General features: G+C 63.7%; 16 protein-coding genes. 2 read left to right on the top strand and 14 right to left on the bottom strand.

Annotated features, from left to right (window positions below; genetic code table 11):
- Positions 1 to 333 precede the first annotated feature (333 nt).
- On the bottom strand, positions 334 to 2,043 hold the full coding sequence (gene recJ / locus RYH74_RS04745; RefSeq protein WP_317409031.1) for a single-stranded-DNA-specific exonuclease RecJ: 1,710 nt from the start codon (positions 2,041 to 2,043) through the stop codon (positions 334 to 336).
- 8 nt (positions 2,044 to 2,051) lie between these two features.
- A complete protein-coding gene (locus RYH74_RS04740) occupies positions 2,052 to 2,594 on the bottom strand; it encodes a YaeQ family protein (protein ID WP_013971198.1) in 543 nt (180 codons plus the stop codon).
- A 133-nt stretch (positions 2,595 to 2,727) separates the two neighbouring features.
- Here RYH74_RS04740 and RYH74_RS04735 point away from each other — a divergent pair, with 133 nt between their 5' ends.
- Complete coding sequence (locus RYH74_RS04735; protein WP_085618237.1) at positions 2,728 to 3,927, top strand: CaiB/BaiF CoA transferase family protein; 1,200 nt, start codon at positions 2,728 to 2,730, stop codon at positions 3,925 to 3,927.
- A 20-nt stretch (positions 3,928 to 3,947) separates the two neighbouring features.
- Positions 3,948 to 4,823 (top strand): TIGR02285 family protein, encoded by an 876-nt coding sequence (locus RYH74_RS04730; RefSeq protein ID WP_317409029.1) that lies wholly within the window; start codon positions 3,948 to 3,950, stop codon positions 4,821 to 4,823.
- Positions 4,824 to 5,073: 250 nt separating this feature from the next.
- Here the strand turns inward: RYH74_RS04730 and RYH74_RS04725 are convergent, their stop codons facing one another.
- The 12 genes from RYH74_RS04725 to ffh form a co-directional block, all read right to left on the bottom strand.
- Entirely contained in the window at positions 5,074 to 5,355 is a 282-nt protein-coding gene (locus RYH74_RS04725) for a DUF3509 domain-containing protein (RefSeq protein ID WP_075043944.1), read from the bottom strand.
- 79 nt (positions 5,356 to 5,434) lie between these two features.
- On the bottom strand, positions 5,435 to 5,854 hold the full coding sequence (locus RYH74_RS04720) for a histidine kinase (RefSeq protein WP_286101139.1): 420 nt from the start codon (positions 5,852 to 5,854) through the stop codon (positions 5,435 to 5,437).
- A 220-nt stretch (positions 5,855 to 6,074) separates the two neighbouring features.
- The gene (gene thrC, locus RYH74_RS04715) at positions 6,075 to 7,484 is read right to left on the bottom strand and encodes a threonine synthase (protein WP_010952565.1); all 1,410 of its coding nucleotides are present in this window, start codon (positions 7,482 to 7,484) and stop codon (positions 6,075 to 6,077) included.
- Between the two features lie 58 nt (positions 7,485 to 7,542).
- Positions 7,543 to 8,847 (bottom strand): homoserine dehydrogenase, encoded by a 1,305-nt coding sequence (locus RYH74_RS04710; protein WP_046616085.1) that lies wholly within the window; start codon positions 8,845 to 8,847, stop codon positions 7,543 to 7,545.
- 83 nt (positions 8,848 to 8,930) lie between these two features.
- A complete protein-coding gene (locus RYH74_RS04705; RefSeq protein WP_025337916.1) occupies positions 8,931 to 9,674 on the bottom strand; it encodes a thioredoxin fold domain-containing protein in 744 nt (247 codons plus the stop codon).
- A gap of 153 nt (positions 9,675 to 9,827) precedes the next feature.
- On the bottom strand, positions 9,828 to 10,724 hold the full coding sequence (gene xerD / locus RYH74_RS04700; RefSeq protein ID WP_025337915.1) for a site-specific tyrosine recombinase XerD: 897 nt from the start codon (positions 10,722 to 10,724) through the stop codon (positions 9,828 to 9,830).
- A gap of 170 nt (positions 10,725 to 10,894) precedes the next feature.
- Positions 10,895 to 11,302, bottom strand: coding sequence for an acyl-CoA thioesterase (locus RYH74_RS04695; RefSeq protein WP_025337914.1), 408 nt, complete (start codon positions 11,300 to 11,302; stop codon positions 10,895 to 10,897).
- Positions 11,303 to 11,396: 94 nt separating this feature from the next.
- A complete protein-coding gene (gene rplS / locus RYH74_RS04690) occupies positions 11,397 to 11,747 on the bottom strand; it encodes a 50S ribosomal protein L19 (RefSeq protein ID WP_003252148.1) in 351 nt (116 codons plus the stop codon).
- 42 nt (positions 11,748 to 11,789) lie between these two features.
- On the bottom strand, positions 11,790 to 12,542 hold the full coding sequence (gene trmD / locus RYH74_RS04685; RefSeq protein ID WP_003252146.1) for a tRNA (guanosine(37)-N1)-methyltransferase TrmD: 753 nt from the start codon (positions 12,540 to 12,542) through the stop codon (positions 11,790 to 11,792).
- 3 nt (positions 12,543 to 12,545) lie between these two features.
- Complete coding sequence (gene rimM, locus RYH74_RS04680; RefSeq protein ID WP_025337913.1) at positions 12,546 to 13,082, bottom strand: ribosome maturation factor RimM; 537 nt, start codon at positions 13,080 to 13,082, stop codon at positions 12,546 to 12,548.
- A gap of 5 nt (positions 13,083 to 13,087) precedes the next feature.
- Entirely contained in the window at positions 13,088 to 13,339 is a 252-nt protein-coding gene (gene rpsP / locus RYH74_RS04675; protein WP_003259424.1) for a 30S ribosomal protein S16, read from the bottom strand.
- Positions 13,340 to 13,598: 259 nt separating this feature from the next.
- Positions 13,599 to 14,975, bottom strand: coding sequence for a signal recognition particle protein (gene ffh / locus RYH74_RS04670; protein WP_013971189.1), 1,377 nt, complete (start codon positions 14,973 to 14,975; stop codon positions 13,599 to 13,601).
- Positions 14,976 to 15,228: the final 253 nt, after the last annotated feature.

Here is a 15,228-nt window from a genome sequence, read left to right as displayed (position 1 = left end):
ACTTGGTGCATGGCACCGGCTTCGCCGGTGTTCGCGGGTGAACCCGCTCCCACAGGTACAGCGCAAGCCTTGAGCCCGGTGCAGGCTCTGTGGGAGCGGGCATGCCCGCGAAGCAGGCGACTCAGTGGATGGCACCGGCTTCGCCGGTGTTCGCCGGCAAGCCAGCTTGCACAGGTACAGCGCAAGTCTCAAGCCCGCCGCAGGCCCTGTGGGAGCGGGTTTACCCGCGAAGCAGGCGACGCGGTGTATGGCACCGGCTTCGCCGGTGTTCGCGGGTGAACCCGCTCCCACAACGGGCCAACGCCAGGCCGTCAGCAGCGGCGGTATCTACCCTCAGCGCGGCTCCATGTGGGCAATCATCAACTGCACACTTTCATTGCCACGAAACTCGTTCACATCCAGCTTGTACGCCAACTCGACCCAACGCACCGTCGGGTTCGGCCACACTTCGCGGTCAATGCCAAAGGCAATGCCGTCCAGCCGCACCGAGCCGCACTCGCTCTTGAGCACCACCTTCAGGTGCCGCTCGCCCACCACGCGCTGCTCCACCAGCTGGAACACGCCATGGAACAGCGGCTCGGGGAAGTGCTGCCCCCAGGGCCCGGCAAGGCGCAGGGCCTTGGCCAGGTCGAGGTGGAACTCCTCCACCGCCAGGCTGCCGTCGGACAACAGCCGACCGGTCAGGTCCTCTTCGCGCAGCTGGCGGCGCACTTCTTCGTCGAACGCCTCGGCAAATGCCGGGAAATTGGCCTCGGGCAACGACAACCCCGCCGCCATCGCGTGGCCGCCGAACTTGCTGATCAACTGCGGGTGGCGCGCCGCCACGGCATCCAGCGCATCGCGAATATGGAACCCCGGCACCGAACGCGCCGACCCTTTGAGCATGCCCTCGCCAGCGTCGGCGAAAGCGATGGTCGGCCGGTGGTAACGCTCCTTCAGGCGCGAAGCCAGAATACCGATAACCCCCTGGTGCCAGTCGGCATCGAACAGGCACAGGCCATATGGCATCGACTCGACAGGCAGGTCCTTGAGCTGGGCCAGGGCCTCGCGCTGCATGCCCTGTTCGATGGACTTGCGGTCCTGGTTCAGGTCGTCCAGCTGCTGGGCCATGTCCTGGGCCAGGGCCGCGTCTTCACACAGCAGGCATTCGATGCCCAGGCTCATGTCGTCCAGGCGCCCGGCAGCGTTCAGCCGCGGTCCCAGGATGAAGCCAAGGTCGGTCGAGGTGATACGCCGGTGATCGCGCCGGGCCACTTCAAGAATGGCCTTGAGCCCCGGCCGGGCACGGCCGGCGCGAATGCGCTCGAGGCCCTGGTGCACCAGGATGCGGTTGTTGGCATCCAATGGCACCACGTCGGCGACGCTGCCCAGGGCAACCAGGTCGAGCAATTCGCCGATGTTCGGCTGCGGCTGCGTTTCGTAGCGCCCCAGGCTGCGCAGGCGCGCACGCAGGGCCATCAGCACGTAGAAGATCACCCCTACCCCGGCCAGCGCCTTGCTCGGGAAACTGCAGCCCGGCTGGTTGGGGTTGATGATGGCGTCGGCGCCGGGCAACTCCGCGCCCGGCAGGTGGTGGTCGGTGACCAGCACCTTGAGCCCGGCGGCCTTGGCGGCTGCCACACCGTCGACGCTGGAAATGCCGTTGTCCACGGTGATCAGCAGCTGCGGCTGGCGTTGCAGCGCCACCTCGACGATTTCCGGGGTCAGGCCGTAACCGTATTCGAAGCGGTTGGGCACGAGGTAGTCGACGTGGGCCGCGCCCAGCAGGCGCAGGCCCAGCACGCCGACAGTACTGGCAGTGGCGCCGTCGGCATCGAAGTCGCCGACGATGAGGATGCGCTGGCGCTGGTCGATAGCCTCGACCAGCAGGTCCACGCCGGCCTCGATGCCCTTGAGCTGCTGGTACGGCAGCAGGCGCGCGAGGCTTTTGTCCAGCTCGGCCTCGCTCTGCACGCCGCGCGCGGCGTACAGGCGGGTCAGCAAGGGTGGCAGGTTACCCAGGAATGGCAGGGTCGGCGGCAGCGGGCGAGGTTCGATACGCATGGGGGGCTTCAGCCGCGCTCACCAAGCAGCCACTCCAGCTGCACTTCGTGCTGGCCACGGTCGTCGGTGACGAACAAGGTGCCTTCGCTGATCATCACGTCCCACTTGATGGTGCGGGGCATGTCGGTGGCGAGGGTTTCCAGCACCTCCTGCGGCACGGCGGCAATGCTCAGGTTCTTCAGGCCCTTGACCGCGTCCACCACCTTGTTCTGCCATACGCGCAGGCTGCCGTAGGCCAGCAGGCTGGTACGCTCGGTGCGGCGCGAGCACCAGGTCAGTCGGTCGGCGTCCGGCTGGCCCACTTCGATCCAGTGCAGGATGCGATCGTCCAGGCTCTTTTCCCACAGCGCCGCTTCGTCCACATCGGACAGGCCACGGCCGAACGACAGGTTCTCGTTGTACCACAGGGCGTAGGCCAGCAGGCGTACGGCCATGCGCTCTTCGGTTTCCGAAGGGTGGCGGGCGATGGTCTGACGGACGTTTTCGTACACGCCGCGGTCGAGGTCGGTCAGGTTCAGTTCGAATTTGTAGGTGGTGGACGGCTGGGCCATGGTCGACGGGCTTCTTGCGCAGAGAAAAAGTGACACAGTCTAACCGATACTGCCCTTCGTTGCCCCGCAGCAGTATCTGCCGCTTCGGACCTATGATAAAACCACGCATCTGCCCAGCTGCCACGGATGCCCCATGACTACGCCCAGCAAACCCCTCGCCGGTCTCAAAGTTGTCGAACTCGGCACCCTTATCGCTGGCCCGTTCGCCTCGCGCATCTGTGCCGAATTCGGCGCCGAGGTGGTCAAGGTCGAATCGCCCGATGGCGGCGACCCGTTGCGCAAATGGCGCAAGCTGTACGAGGGCACTTCGCTGTGGTGGTTCGTGCAGGCTCGCAACAAGCAGTCGCTCACCCTCAACCTCAAGCACCCAGAGGGCCGCGAGATTCTCAAGCGCCTGCTGGCCGAGGCCGACATCCTGATCGAGAACTTCCGCCCGGGCGTGCTGGAAAAACTCGGCCTGGGCTGGGACGTGCTGCACGCGCTCAACCCGCGCCTGGTAATGGTGCGCCTGTCGGGCTTCGGCCAGACCGGGCCGATGAAGGACCAGCCGGGCTTCGGCGCCGTGGGCGAGTCGATGGGCGGCCTGCGCTATATCACCGGCTTCGACGACCGCCCACCGGTGCGCACGGGCATTTCCATCGGTGACTCGATTGCTGCCCTGTGGGGGGTGATCGGCGCACTGATGGCGCTGCGACACCGTGAAGTCAACGGCGGCCAGGGCCAGGTGGTGGATGTGGCCCTGTACGAAGCGATCTTCGCCATGATGGAAAGCATGGTCCCGGAGTTCGATGTGTTCGGCTTTATCCGCGAACGCACCGGCAACATCATGCCCGGCATCACGCCCTCCTCCATTCACACCAGCGCCGACGGCAAGCATGTGCAGATCGGCGCCAACGGCGATGCGATCTTCAAGCGCTTCATGCAGGCCATTGGCCGCACCGACCTGGCCGACGACCCGACCCTGGCCACCAACGATGGCCGCGACCTGCGCCGTGACGAGCTGTACGGGGTAATCGACCGCTGGGCCAACAGCCTGCCGCTGGAGCAACTGATACAAGTGCTGAACACCGCCGAAGTGCCGGCCAGCCGCATCTATTCGGCCGAGGACATGTTCAACGACCCGCAGTACCTGGCACGCGAAATGTTCCTGCAGGCCAAGCTGCCGGACGGCAAGCCATTCCGCATGCCGGGCATCGTGCCCAAGCTGTCGGACACCCCCGGCTCCACCGAGTGGGTAGGCCCGGCGCTGGGCGAACACACCGAGGCACTGCTCGGCAACCTGGGCTACGACGCGGCGGCCATCGCCAGCCTGCGCGCAGCAGGCACGGTCTGACCCTGGCGCGGCCCTGGTCCATGCGCGCTGCCCGTTGCCTACGCCACCTGGCCCTGCTGTGCGGGCTGCTGCCCGCATTGCTGTTGCAGCCTGCCAGTGCCAAGGAGCGCATCTTCTGGCTGGTGCGCGACCTGCCGCCGTTCACCATTCTGGAAGGGCCGGAGAAAGGCCAAGGGGTGATCGACCAGCTGTTGCCCCTGCTGATCAGGCAGATGCCCGAATACGACCACAGCATCGTGCGGGTCAACCGCGCCCGCGGCATCCAGATGCTGCAGGACCTGAAGAGCTTCACCTGCGACCCTACCCTGCTGTGGACGCCGGAGCGCGCCGAATATGTGCGGTTTTCCGTGCCCTCCCTGGGCGTGCTCAGTGGTGGCCTGGTGCTGCGCAAGGACAGCGAGGCGCTGGTGGTGCCTTACCTCGACGGCCAGGAGGTAGACCTGCATGCCCTGCTGAGTAAGACCCCGCTGAAGCTGGGGGTCGTCGCCGAGCGCAGCTATGGCACGCAGATCGACGCCATCCTGCGCCAGTTGCCCGACACCGCGTTCAGCCGCCACTACGGCAACGACGCCACCGCCAACCTGCTACAGATGCAACAGCTCGGGCGCCTGCGCATGGTGCTCGGTTACTGGCCCGAAGTGCGCTACCTGGTGGAGCAGCAAGGCGGGGCACTGGCTGACTACCGGTTTCATCCTGTGCAAGGGGTGAATCGCTACCAGTTTCTGCATGTAGGTTGTTCGAACAGCGAGCTGGGGCGTGAAGCGATTGCGCACATCGACCAACTGCTGCCTGCCTTGCGCCGGGATGTGTTGCCGGGGTTGTATGCACGCTGGCTGGACCCGGCGTTGCAGGAAGATTACCTGGAAGAGAGCAAGCGCTTCTTCGAAGGCCACTGATTGCCTGCACCGGCCCTATCGCCGGCAAGCCAGCTCCCACCTCGACCGCATCAACCTCAAGCCATGTGCAGTAACTGTGGGAGCTGGCTTGCCGGCGATAGGGCCGGTGCAGGCAACTCAAAAAGAAACCCCGGGCGCTGGGGAAACACGCCCGGGGCCAAGCGAAAGCCCCTGGGGCTTCCCGTGACAGCCTTGCCAGCGCCGGAGCAAAGCACTGGCCCGGCTGCCCCTACAGTGTCTGATAAATCACTCAGGCAAAGGTTCCATGGGGTTGCTGGCGCTGCTGCAATGCCGCGATCACACAGGGCTGCAAACGCCCTTCGGCGATCTGCAGGTCGCGGTGCAAGCCATCCACCAGGTCGATCAACAGGCTTTGTTCCTGCAACTGGCGCTCGCTGACCGTGCGCCGCAGGGTGATGCCGGCGAGGCGGTCGTGAATGGTCAATTGGCGATTACCCTCGGCATCGGCGACGCCGAGCTGGGTTTGATAGGGGGTCAGGGCTTCGTTGAGCAGTCTGCAGATTCTTTCCATCCGGATCACTCGCTGCGTGGTGGGATATAGAGGAACTGACCAACAGACGCAGCGGAAAGTTCGTTACACCGCGGCTGCTTCAGTGAGCATGCGGGGCGGACGTGACAGTTTGAATACGCCGCCACGGGCGCGCCTGCAGTGCTTGCAGGGCACGCTGCAGGCTTGGCATCGACAGCGGCCAGGGCAGTTCGGCGAGCACCCAGAGGCCCCGGTTTCTGGCCTCTTGGGCAAGATTGTGGCGCTTGGGGATAGCCTGGCCGACGAACAGCAAAGCGCGGGTTCGGTGCTGCTGTTCGAGCAAGGCAAGGCCAGCCCGGGTAGGCATGGCGTGGTCAAGGATCAACAGATCGGGGCGGTGATCGGCGTTCAGGCAGGCGTCGAGGTCTGCGCTGGTTTCGCTGATGCGCACATGGAACATGCCTTGGGCATTGAGGGCCTGGTGCAGGAGGATCTGATGGGATGGGCGAGCCTGGTGGATCAACACGTAGGGCTGGTGCATGAGCCGCTCCTGATGGGAGGACCGGCTAATTTAGGCTTTGCGCTGGGCGGCCTGAATAGGATGTTTCTGATGGAGCAGTGGGAAGATTCGGAGAATTAGGGCTGCTCCGCAGCCCATCGCCGGCAAGCCAGCTCCCACAGGGATTGCACATGACCTTGGGCCTATGCGGTCGGGGTGGGAGCTGGCTTGCCGGCGATGGGCCGCAGTGCGGCCCCGATGTTTACAGCGGCTTGCCGCGGTTGCCATGCTGGCTGACAAAGCCCTGCACAGCCTTCAGGTCATTGGCCAGCACCGTGCAACGCTCTTCACGGCTGAACAGGTCGCTGAGGTGCGCCGGCAGCTCCAGCGCCTTGCCAACACCGGCCTTCTCCACCGCTTCCGGGAACTTGACCGGGTGCGCGGTACCCAGCACCACCATCGGCGTGTCCAGGCTGCGGCGGCACTCGCGGGCGGCCTTGACGCCGATTGCGGTGTGCGGGTCAAGCACTTCGCCGGTGGCGGCGAACACTTCGGCGATGGTTTCGCAGGTCTGCTCGTCGCTTACAGCCAGCGAGTCGAACAGCTTGCGCGCTTCGGTCCAGCGGTCTTGCTCGACACTGAAGCCGCCACCTTGCTTGAAGTTGGCCATCAGTTCGGCAATGGCGCCGCCGTTGCGGCCGTGCAGGTCGAACAGCAGGCGCTCGAAGTTGGACGAGACCATGATGTCCATCGACGGCGACAGGGTCGCGTGCAGGGTTTCCTTGACGTACTGGTTGCCGCTCATGAAGCGGTGCAGGATGTCGTTGCGGTTGGTGGCGACGATCAGCTGGCTGACCGGCAGCCCCATGTTACGTGCCAGGTAACCGGCGAAGATGTCACCGAAGTTGCCGGTCGGCACCGAGAACGCCACGGAACGCGCCGGGCCACCCAGCTGCAGGGCCGCGTGGAAGTAGTAGACGATCTGGGCCATGATCCGCGCCCAGTTGATCGAGTTGACCGCAACCAGGCGGGTGCCCTTGAGGAACGACTGGTCGGCGAAGCTGGCCTTGACCATTTCCTGGCAGTCGTCGAAGTTGCCTTCGATGGCGATGTTGTGGATGTTGTCGCCGAAGATGGTGGTCATCTGCCGGCGCTGCACTTCCGACACGCGCTGGTGCGGGTGCAGGATGAAGATGTCGACGTTGTCGCAACGGCGGCAACCTTCGATGGCGGCGGAACCGGTGTCACCGCTGGTAGCGCCAATGATCACCACGCGCTCGTTGCGCTTGGCCAGCACGTGGTCCAGCAGGCGGCCGAGCAGTTGCAGGGCGAAGTCCTTGAACGCCAGGGTCGGGCCGTGGAACAGCTCCAGCACCCACTCGTTGCTGTTCAGCTGACGCAGCGGGGCAACCGCGGCGTGGGCGAACTCGCCGTAGGTTTCTTCGAGGATCTTCTTGAAGTCGGCGTCGGCGATGCTGCCTTCGACGAACGGGCGCATCACCCGGAAGGCAAGTTCGTGGTACGGCAGGCCGGCCCACGAGGCGATTTCTTCCTGGGTGAAGCGTGGCAGGTTTTCCGGGACGTACAGGCCGCCGTCGCTGGCCAGGCCAGCCAGCAGGACGTCTTCGAAATTGAGGGCCGGAGCCTGGCCGCGGGTACTGATATAGCGCATGGGTGCAAACCTTCGATGCTGGGGCCGGGGCCGCACTGGCGGCCCGCCGGCACTATTGTTAGTTGAGCTGCTCGACGCGAATGCGCACGACCTTGCCGACCACGTCCTGCAGGGCTTCCAGGGCGACGATGGCGTCGTTGATACGCTGCTCGACCACGCGATGGGTCAGCAGGATCATCGGCACCAGGCCGTCCTGTTCCTCGGCTTCCTTCTGCATGATCGACTCGATGTTGATGCCACGCTCCGAGAGGATGCTGGCCACCTGGGCCAGTACGCCCGGGTGATCCTTGGCCTGGATGCGCAGGTAGTAGGCGCTTTCACAGGCCTCGATCGGCAGGATCGGGTGGGCCGACAGCGAATCCGGCTGGAAGGCCAGGTGCGGCACGCGGTTTTCCGGGTCGGAGGTCATGGCACGGACCACATCGACCAGATCGCCGACCACCGACGAAGCGGTAGGCTCCATGCCGGCACCGGCGCCGTAGTACAGGGTGGAACCGGCGGCGTCGCCGTTGACCATGACGGCGTTCATCACGCCGTTGACGTTGGCGATCAGGCGGTCGGCCGGGATCAGCGTCGGGTGTACGCGCAGCTCGATACCTTCGGCAGTGCGGCGGGCCACACCCAGGTGCTTGATGCGGTAGCCCAGGGCCTCGGCATAATTCACGTCAGCAGTGGTCAGCTGGGTGATGCCTTCGGTGTAGGCCTTGTCGAATTGCAGCGGGATGCCGAAAGCGATCGAGGCCAGGATGGTCAGCTTGTGCGCGGCATCGATGCCTTCAACGTCGAAGGTCGGGTCGGCTTCGGCGTAACCCAGCGCCTGGGCTTCGGCCAGCACATCCGGGAAGGCACGGCCCTTCTCACGCATTTCGGTGAGGATGAAGTTGCCGGTGCCGTTGATGATGCCGGCCAGCCAGTTGATGTGGTTGGCCGACAGGCCTTCGCGGATGGCCTTGATCACCGGGATGCCACCGGCCACGGCCGCTTCGAAGGCGACGATCACGCCTTTCTCGCGGGCCTTGGCGAAGATTTCATTGCCGTGCACGGCAATCAGCGCCTTGTTGGCGGTGACCACGTGCTTGCCGTTTTCGATGGCCTTGAGCACCAGTTCGCGGGCCACGGTGTAGCCACCGATCAGCTCGATGACAATGTCGATCTCCGGGTTGCTCGCAACTTCGAACACATCAGCGGTAATGGGGGTACCGGTAATCTGGCAGTTCGGGTTCTGCGAGCGCATGGCAATCTGTGCCACTTCAATACCGCGCCCGGCACGGCGGGCGATCTCCTCGGCGTTGCGCTGAAGTACATTGAAGGTTCCGCCACCGACGGTCCCCAACCCACAGATGCCTACTTTGACCGGTTTCACTGTGAACTCCCCATTGAACGGCCGACACCTATGCCGACCGTGAAACATGCCGTCACCCCATGACGACGGCGTACTGAATTGGATTACTTGGCCAGTGCCAGCTTGGCGACCTGCGGTGCCGGCTGGTAGCCCGGAATGACCTGGCCGCTTTCAAGGACGATCGCCGGCGTGCCGTTGACGCCGATCGACTGGCCCAGCTGGAACTGCTTGCTGACCGGGTTGGCGCACTTGGCGGCCTTGATTTCCTCACCCTCGACCATCTTGTCCATCGCCGCACGGCGGTCGCTTGAACACCAGACGGCCTGCAACTGCTGGTCACCCGGCGAACCGAGACCCTGACGCGGGAAGGCGACATAGCGCACTTCGATACCGCGGCGATTGAGTTCGGGCACCTCGGCGTGCAGCTTGTGGCAGTACGGGCAGGTGGTGTCGGTGAACACGGTGATGTGCGACTTGGTCTCGCCCTTGGCAGGATAAACCACCATCTCGGCGGCTGGAATGCCGTTGATGAGCTTGGCAATGCCCAGGCGCTCGGTCTTCTCGGTGAGGTTGACCGGCTTGCCGTCCTGGATCTGGAACAGGTAGCCCTGCATCACGAACTGGCCGTCGCCGCTGGCATACAGCACGCGGCCGCCCTGCAGCTTGACTTCATACAGGCCACTGACCGGGCTGCTGGCCACGCTTTCGACGGGCACTTCCAGCTCGAGGTTCTGCAACGACTTACGGATGGCCTGCTCGGCAGTGGCATTGCTGTCGGTTGCCGCAGCAACGGCAAAGGTACTGGCCAGCGCCAACGCGGCGGCGGCGAAAAACTGGGTCACGCGCATGGGAACTCCTGAAGGCGGACAGGGGCCGGAGGGCGCCACCTGCGGAAAATACGCGGTGACCGTGCGGCCCTTGGTGCAAACCGCCCAAGCCTACCACATCACACCGCCGGTGAAGGGCCTTGCAAGGACCGGTCGGCGGAACATGAAAAACATTCATCCACGCGGGTGGTGCTGGGCGTGCAATTGCTGCAGGCGGGCCTTGGCGACATGGGTATAGATCTGCGTGGTCGACAGGTCACTGTGGCCCAGCAGCATCTGTACCACGCGCAGGTCGGCGCCATGGTTGAGCAGATGAGTAGCGAAGGCATGGCGCAGGGTGTGCGGCGACAGCGGTTTGTCGATGCCGGCGACCCGGGCATGGTGCTTGATGCGATGCCAGAAGGTCTGGCGGGTCATCTGCTCGCCACGCTGGCTGGGGAACAAGACATCGCTGGGGCGGCCATTGAGCAGTTCGGCGCGGCCATCGCGCAGGTAGCGTTGCAGCCACACCACCGCCTCTTCGCCCATGGGCACCAGGCGCTCCTTGCTGCCCTTGCCCATCACCCGCAGCACGCCCTGGCGCAGGTTGACCTGGTCGAGGGCCAGGCTGACCAGTTCGGTGACCCGCAGGCCGCAGGCGTAAAGCACTTCGAGCATGGCGCGGTCACGCTGGCCGATGGCTTCGCCCAGGTCCGGGGCCTGCAGCAAGGCTTCGACGTCGGCTTCGGACAACGACTTGGGCAGTGGCTTGCCCAGTTGCGGCATGTCGACTTGCAGGGTCGGGTCGATGGCCACCAGCTTTTCCCGCAGCAGGTAGCGGAAGAAGCCGCGCAGGCCGGACAGGAAGCGTGCCGTGGAGCGCGGCTTGTAGCCCTGGTCGAGGCGCCAGGCCAGGTGGTCGAGAATCAGGTCGCGGCCGGCGTCGGGCAAGCTGACGCTGTGCTCCTGCAGCCAGCCGTTGAACAGAGCCAGGTCGCTGCGGTAGGACATGCGGGTGTTGTCGGACAGGCCCTTTTCAAGCCACAGGGCGTCGAGGAACTGGTCGATCAGGGGGTGGTCTAGGGCGGGCATTCGGGGCTGCTGGGTGTTGGAGATGGCTTAGTGTTTCACAGCAGCATAATTGTTGTCTGTACTGGCCTCTTCGCGGCTAAAGCCGCTCCCACAGGAATATCACCGCCCTCGAGGTATGTGCGACCCCTGTGGGAGCGGCTTTAGCCGCGAAAGGGCCAGTGCAGGAGAACTCAGGCCTGGGGCAAAACCGGCACCGGCCGCTTGTCCTCGTCGATGGCGACGAAGCTGAACACCCCGTGAATCGCTCGCTCGCGCCCATCCAGGTACATGTTCTCGACGAACACATCCACCTGCACCTGCAAGCTGGTATTACCCACCTTGATGACCGACCCCACCAACTCGACGATCGAGCCCGCCGGGATCGGGTGCTTGAAGTCGATACGGTCAGTGGACACGGTCACCAGCGGCAGGCGGCAGAAGCGCGTGGCGGCGATGAACGACACTTCGTCCATCCAGGCCAGGGCGGTGCCGCCGAACAGGGTGTTGTGGTGGTTGGTGGTGTTGGGGAACACCGCCTTGGTCACGCGGGTCACCGACAGCTCGGTGCGGCGCAGGATTTCCTGGTCTCGGGTAGTCATGGCAATCACATCTTCGGGGGTTCAAAACGCAAAAAAGCAGCCCGAAGGCTGCTTTTTTCTCGCTAGGCGGCCTTGGCCACCGGGCAAACTGCACTCAGGACAGTTTTTCCTTGATGCGAGCGGCTTTGCCGGACAGGTCGCGCAGGTAGTACAGCTTGGCTTTACGCACGTCACCACGACGTTTCACGGCCAGGCTGTCGATTTGCGGGCTGTAGGTCTGGAAGGTACGCTCTACGCCAACGCCGCTGGAGATCTTGCGCACGGTGAAGGCGCTGTTCAGACCGCGGTTACGCTTGGCGATAACGACGCCTTCGAACGCCTGCAGACGGGAACGCTCACCTTCCTTCACTTTAACCTGAACGACAACGGTGTCGCCTGGTGCGAAGGTCGGGATTTCCTTGCTCATCTGCTCGGCTTCGAGCTGCTGGATGATCTTGTTGGTCATGCTGTGCTCCTAAGATGGATACGTGATCCACCATCGATACGTTTAACTATCGTCCCGCTCGCGGAGATATTCCTCGAGCAGCTTCTTCTCTTCTCCAGAAAGCGAGCGACTTTCCAGAAGATCGGCGCGTCGTTCGAAGGTCCTACCAAGGGACTGCTTCATTCTCCAACGCCGGATGTGTGCATGGTTGCCACTTAGCAACACGTCGGGAACACGCTGATCCGCATACACCTCAGGCCGGGTGTAGTGCGGGCAATCGAGCAGACCGTCGGTGAAGGAATCTTCTTCCGCCGAATCCACATGCCCTAAAGCTCCGGGCAGCAGCCGTGTAACCGCATCGATCAGTACCATGGCCGGCAGCTCGCCACCGGAAAGCACATAGTCGCCAATCGACCACTCCTCATCGACATGAGCCTCGATAAAGCGCTCGTCGATGCCTTCATAACGACCGGCGATCAGGATCAACGATTCCTGTTCGGCCAGGCCCTTGACCGCCTGCTGAGTCAGCTTGCGGCCTTGTGGCGAAAGGTAGATCACCTTCGCCGCTGCTCCGGTCGCTTGCCTGGCGCTAACCAGGGCGTCTTCCAGAGGCTTGATTTTCATCACCATGCCCGGACCACCGCCAAACGGCCGATCATCCACCGTGTGGTGACGATCTGTGGTGTAGTCCCGCGGGTTCCAGCAAGTCACCTGAAGCAACCCCTGTTTCACCGCGCGGCTGGTAATGCCGTACTCCGTGATGGCCGAGAACATCTCGGGGAACAACGTGATGACGTCTACGCGAAGGTTACCCATCGTTTAGAAGTCCGCGTCCCATTCAACCCGCATCACGCCTGCTTCCAGGTCGATGTCGAGCACGCATTGCGCCGTATAGGGCAACAGACGCTCGCGATCATCCAGGCTGCCTGCGCAGGGCTTGACCACCATTACATCGTTCGCACCGGTCTCCAACAGGTGATCGACCTTGCCGAACAGTTGTTCGTCCTGGTTGATGACCTTCAGGCCCACCAACTGGTACCAGTAGTACTCGTCAGCAGCCAGGTTGGGCAAAAGGCTCCGCGGAATGCAGATTTCGTAACCGCTCAGAAGACGGGCTTCATCACGATCATCGAGGCCTTTCAGTTTCACGACCAGGCCCTTCTGGGAGCCACGACCGTTGACCAGCTCGACCTGCTTTACCTTGCCTTCGTGCCGAAGCGTCCAGCGCGGATAATCCAACAGGTTTTCAATCGGATCGGTAAAGGAATACACCTTCACCTCGCCGCGAACGCCGTGAACCGAAAAAATCTTGCCAACGACGATGAGGTCGTCAGCCTTTTCTGGCGTCGCGTTCATACTACTCAGGCAGCAGCCTTGGCAGCGTCCTTCAGCAGCTGAGCAACGCGCTCAGACGGCTGTGCACCCTGGCTCAGCCAGTAGTTGACGCGCTCTTGGTTGACCGACAGCTTGACTTCGGCGCCAGCAGCGATCGGGTTGAAGAAACCTACGCGCTCAACGAAACGGCCGTCACGGGCGTTACGCGAGTTGGTCACGGTCAGGTGGTAGAATGGGCGCTTTTTCGAGCCGCCACGGGCCAGACGAATGGTTACCATGTGAACATCGTTCCTATAGTCGGTGCTGCAGTTGATACAGCAGCTGGTACTGCAAATCTGAATGCCAAATAGGCACACGGGTGCCCAAAAGGCCGCATATTCTCGGGGAATACACGGACATTTGCAAATGACTTTTTCGGCAAGGCCCTGCCCTGCCGTCCAGATCTGCCGGTTGAGCCGCGAAATCCGCGGCCATTGCCCCGCCACAGCGGGGGTTCTGGGCGCCTGCCGGACAAACGGCAGGCCCCCGGAATAGGGGTTACAGCTTCGGCATGCCGCCGCCCGGCAGCATCCCGCCAAGGCCGCGCATCATCTTGGCCATGCCGCCCTTGGCGGAGAATTTCTTCATCATCTTCTGCATTTGCTTGTGCTGCTTGATCAGGCGGCCGACGTCCTGCACCTGGGTGCCGGAACCGATGGCGATACGGCGCTTGCGCGAGCCGCTGATCAGCTCCGGATCACGGCGCTCGGCCGGGGTCATGGAGTTGATGATCGCTTCCATCTGCTTGAACTGCTTCTCGGCGGCGCCCTGGGCGTTGCCCATCTGCGACAGGTTGACCCCGCCGATGCTCGGCAGCTTGTCCATCAGGCCACCGAGGCCGCCCATGTTCTTCATCTGCTGCAGCTGGTCGCGGAAGTCTTCGAGGTCGAAGCCCTTGCCCTTCTTCAGCTTCTTGGCCAGCTTGTCGGCCTTGGCCTTGTCGATGTTCTGCTCGGCCTGCTCGATCAGGCTGAGCACGTCACCCATGCCGAGGATGCGCGAGGCGACGCGGTCGGGGTGGAACGGTTCGAGGGCTTCGGTCTTCTCGCCCATACCGATGAACTTGATCGGCTTGCCGGTGATGGCACGCACCGACAGCGCGGCACCGCCACGGGCGTCACCGTCGACCTTGGTCAGCACCACGCCGGTCAGCGGCAGCGCCTCGCCAAAGGCCTTGGCGGTGTTGGCGGCGTCCTGACCGGTCATGGCGTCGACCACGAACAGGGTCTCGATCGGCTTGACCGCGGCATGCAGCGCCTTGATCTCGTCCATCATGTCGGCGTCGATGTGCAGACGGCCGGCGGTGTCGACGATGACCACGTCGATGAACTTCAGCTTGGCTTCGCGGATGGCCGCTTCGGCGATGGCCACCGGCTTCTGGCTGATGTCGGACGGGAAGAAGGTGACGCCGATGTCGTTGGCCAGGGTTTCCAGCTGCTTGATCGCTGCCGGGCGGTAGACGTCGGCGGACACCACCATCACGCTCTTTTTCTTGCGCTCCTTGAGGAAGCGCGCCAGCTTGCCGGCGGTGGTGGTCTTACCGGCGCCCTGCAGGCCGGCCATCAGCACCACGGCGGGCGGGGCGGCGTTCAGCGCGAGGTCTTCGTTGGCCGCGCCCATCAGGCTTTCCAGTTCGGCCTGGACGATCTTCACGAACGCCTGGCCCGGGGTCAGGCTGCGCGATACTTCGGTGCCGACTGCACGGTCCTTGACGCTGTTGACGAAATCCTTGACCACCGGCAGGGCAACGTCGGCCTCGAGCAGGGCCATGCGCACTTCGCGCAGCGTGTCCTTGATGTTGTCTTCGGTCAGCTTGGCCTTGCCGGTGACATGGCGCAGCGTCTGTGACAGGCGGTCGGTCAGGTTTTCGAACATGGTGATCCTTTCAGGCCCAGTAAAAGCCGAGGTTTGTCAGGCGCCCAGGGGGGAATGCATACCCGCCGGGCACAGCAAGGCGGCGATTATAGCGAAGTGCGGCGGCGGCGCACACCTTGCTGGCGGCCTGGTAGATATTCGGTGGCTGTGCCGGCCTCTTCGCGGGTGAACCCGCTCCCACAGGGTCTGCACCACATTCGAAACCGGCGCCGTACCTGTGGGAGCGGGTTCACCCGCGAATGCCGCACCGCGG

The sequence above is a fragment of the Pseudomonas sp. LSJ-87 genome (genome assembly GCF_032971465.1).
Classification (GTDB): Bacteria; Pseudomonadota; Gammaproteobacteria; order Pseudomonadales; family Pseudomonadaceae; genus Aquipseudomonas; species Aquipseudomonas putida_Z.
This window is presented reverse-complemented; position numbering and strand designations above follow the sequence as displayed.

What these genes read in the sequence shown, in the direction of transcription:
- RYH74_RS04730 (WP_317409029.1), top strand. Translation starts at nt 3,948, where the DNA reads ATGCGCGCTGCCCGTTGCCTACGCCACCTGGCCCTGCTGTGCGGGCTG.
- recJ (WP_317409031.1), bottom strand. Translation starts at nt 2,043, where the DNA reads ATGCGTATCGAACCTCGCCCGCTGCCGCCGACCCTGCCATTCCTGGGT.
- thrC (WP_010952565.1), bottom strand. Translation starts at nt 7,484, where the DNA reads ATGCGCTATATCAGTACCCGCGGCCAGGCTCCGGCCCTCAATTTCGAA.
- RYH74_RS04720 (WP_286101139.1), bottom strand. Translation starts at nt 5,854, where the DNA reads ATGCACCAGCCCTACGTGTTGATCCACCAGGCTCGCCCATCCCATCAG.
- RYH74_RS04735 (WP_085618237.1), top strand. Translation starts at nt 2,728, where the DNA reads ATGACTACGCCCAGCAAACCCCTCGCCGGTCTCAAAGTTGTCGAACTC.
- RYH74_RS04740 (WP_013971198.1), bottom strand. Translation starts at nt 2,594, where the DNA reads ATGGCCCAGCCGTCCACCACCTACAAATTCGAACTGAACCTGACCGAC.
- xerD (WP_025337915.1), bottom strand. Translation starts at nt 10,724, where the DNA reads ATGCCCGCCCTAGACCACCCCCTGATCGACCAGTTCCTCGACGCCCTG.
- RYH74_RS04695 (WP_025337914.1), bottom strand. Translation starts at nt 11,302, where the DNA reads ATGACTACCCGAGACCAGGAAATCCTGCGCCGCACCGAGCTGTCGGTG.
- rimM (WP_025337913.1), bottom strand. Translation starts at nt 13,082, where the DNA reads ATGAACGCGACGCCAGAAAAGGCTGACGACCTCATCGTCGTTGGCAAG.
- RYH74_RS04725 (WP_075043944.1), bottom strand. Translation starts at nt 5,355, where the DNA reads ATGGAAAGAATCTGCAGACTGCTCAACGAAGCCCTGACCCCCTATCAA.
- rplS (WP_003252148.1), bottom strand. Translation starts at nt 11,747, where the DNA reads ATGACCAACAAGATCATCCAGCAGCTCGAAGCCGAGCAGATGAGCAAG.
- ffh (WP_013971189.1), bottom strand. Translation starts at nt 14,975, where the DNA reads ATGTTCGAAAACCTGACCGACCGCCTGTCACAGACGCTGCGCCATGTC.
- rpsP (WP_003259424.1), bottom strand. Translation starts at nt 13,339, where the DNA reads ATGGTAACCATTCGTCTGGCCCGTGGCGGCTCGAAAAAGCGCCCATTC.
- trmD (WP_003252146.1), bottom strand. Translation starts at nt 12,542, where the DNA reads ATGGGTAACCTTCGCGTAGACGTCATCACGTTGTTCCCCGAGATGTTC.
- RYH74_RS04705 (WP_025337916.1), bottom strand. Translation starts at nt 9,674, where the DNA reads ATGCGCGTGACCCAGTTTTTCGCCGCCGCCGCGTTGGCGCTGGCCAGT.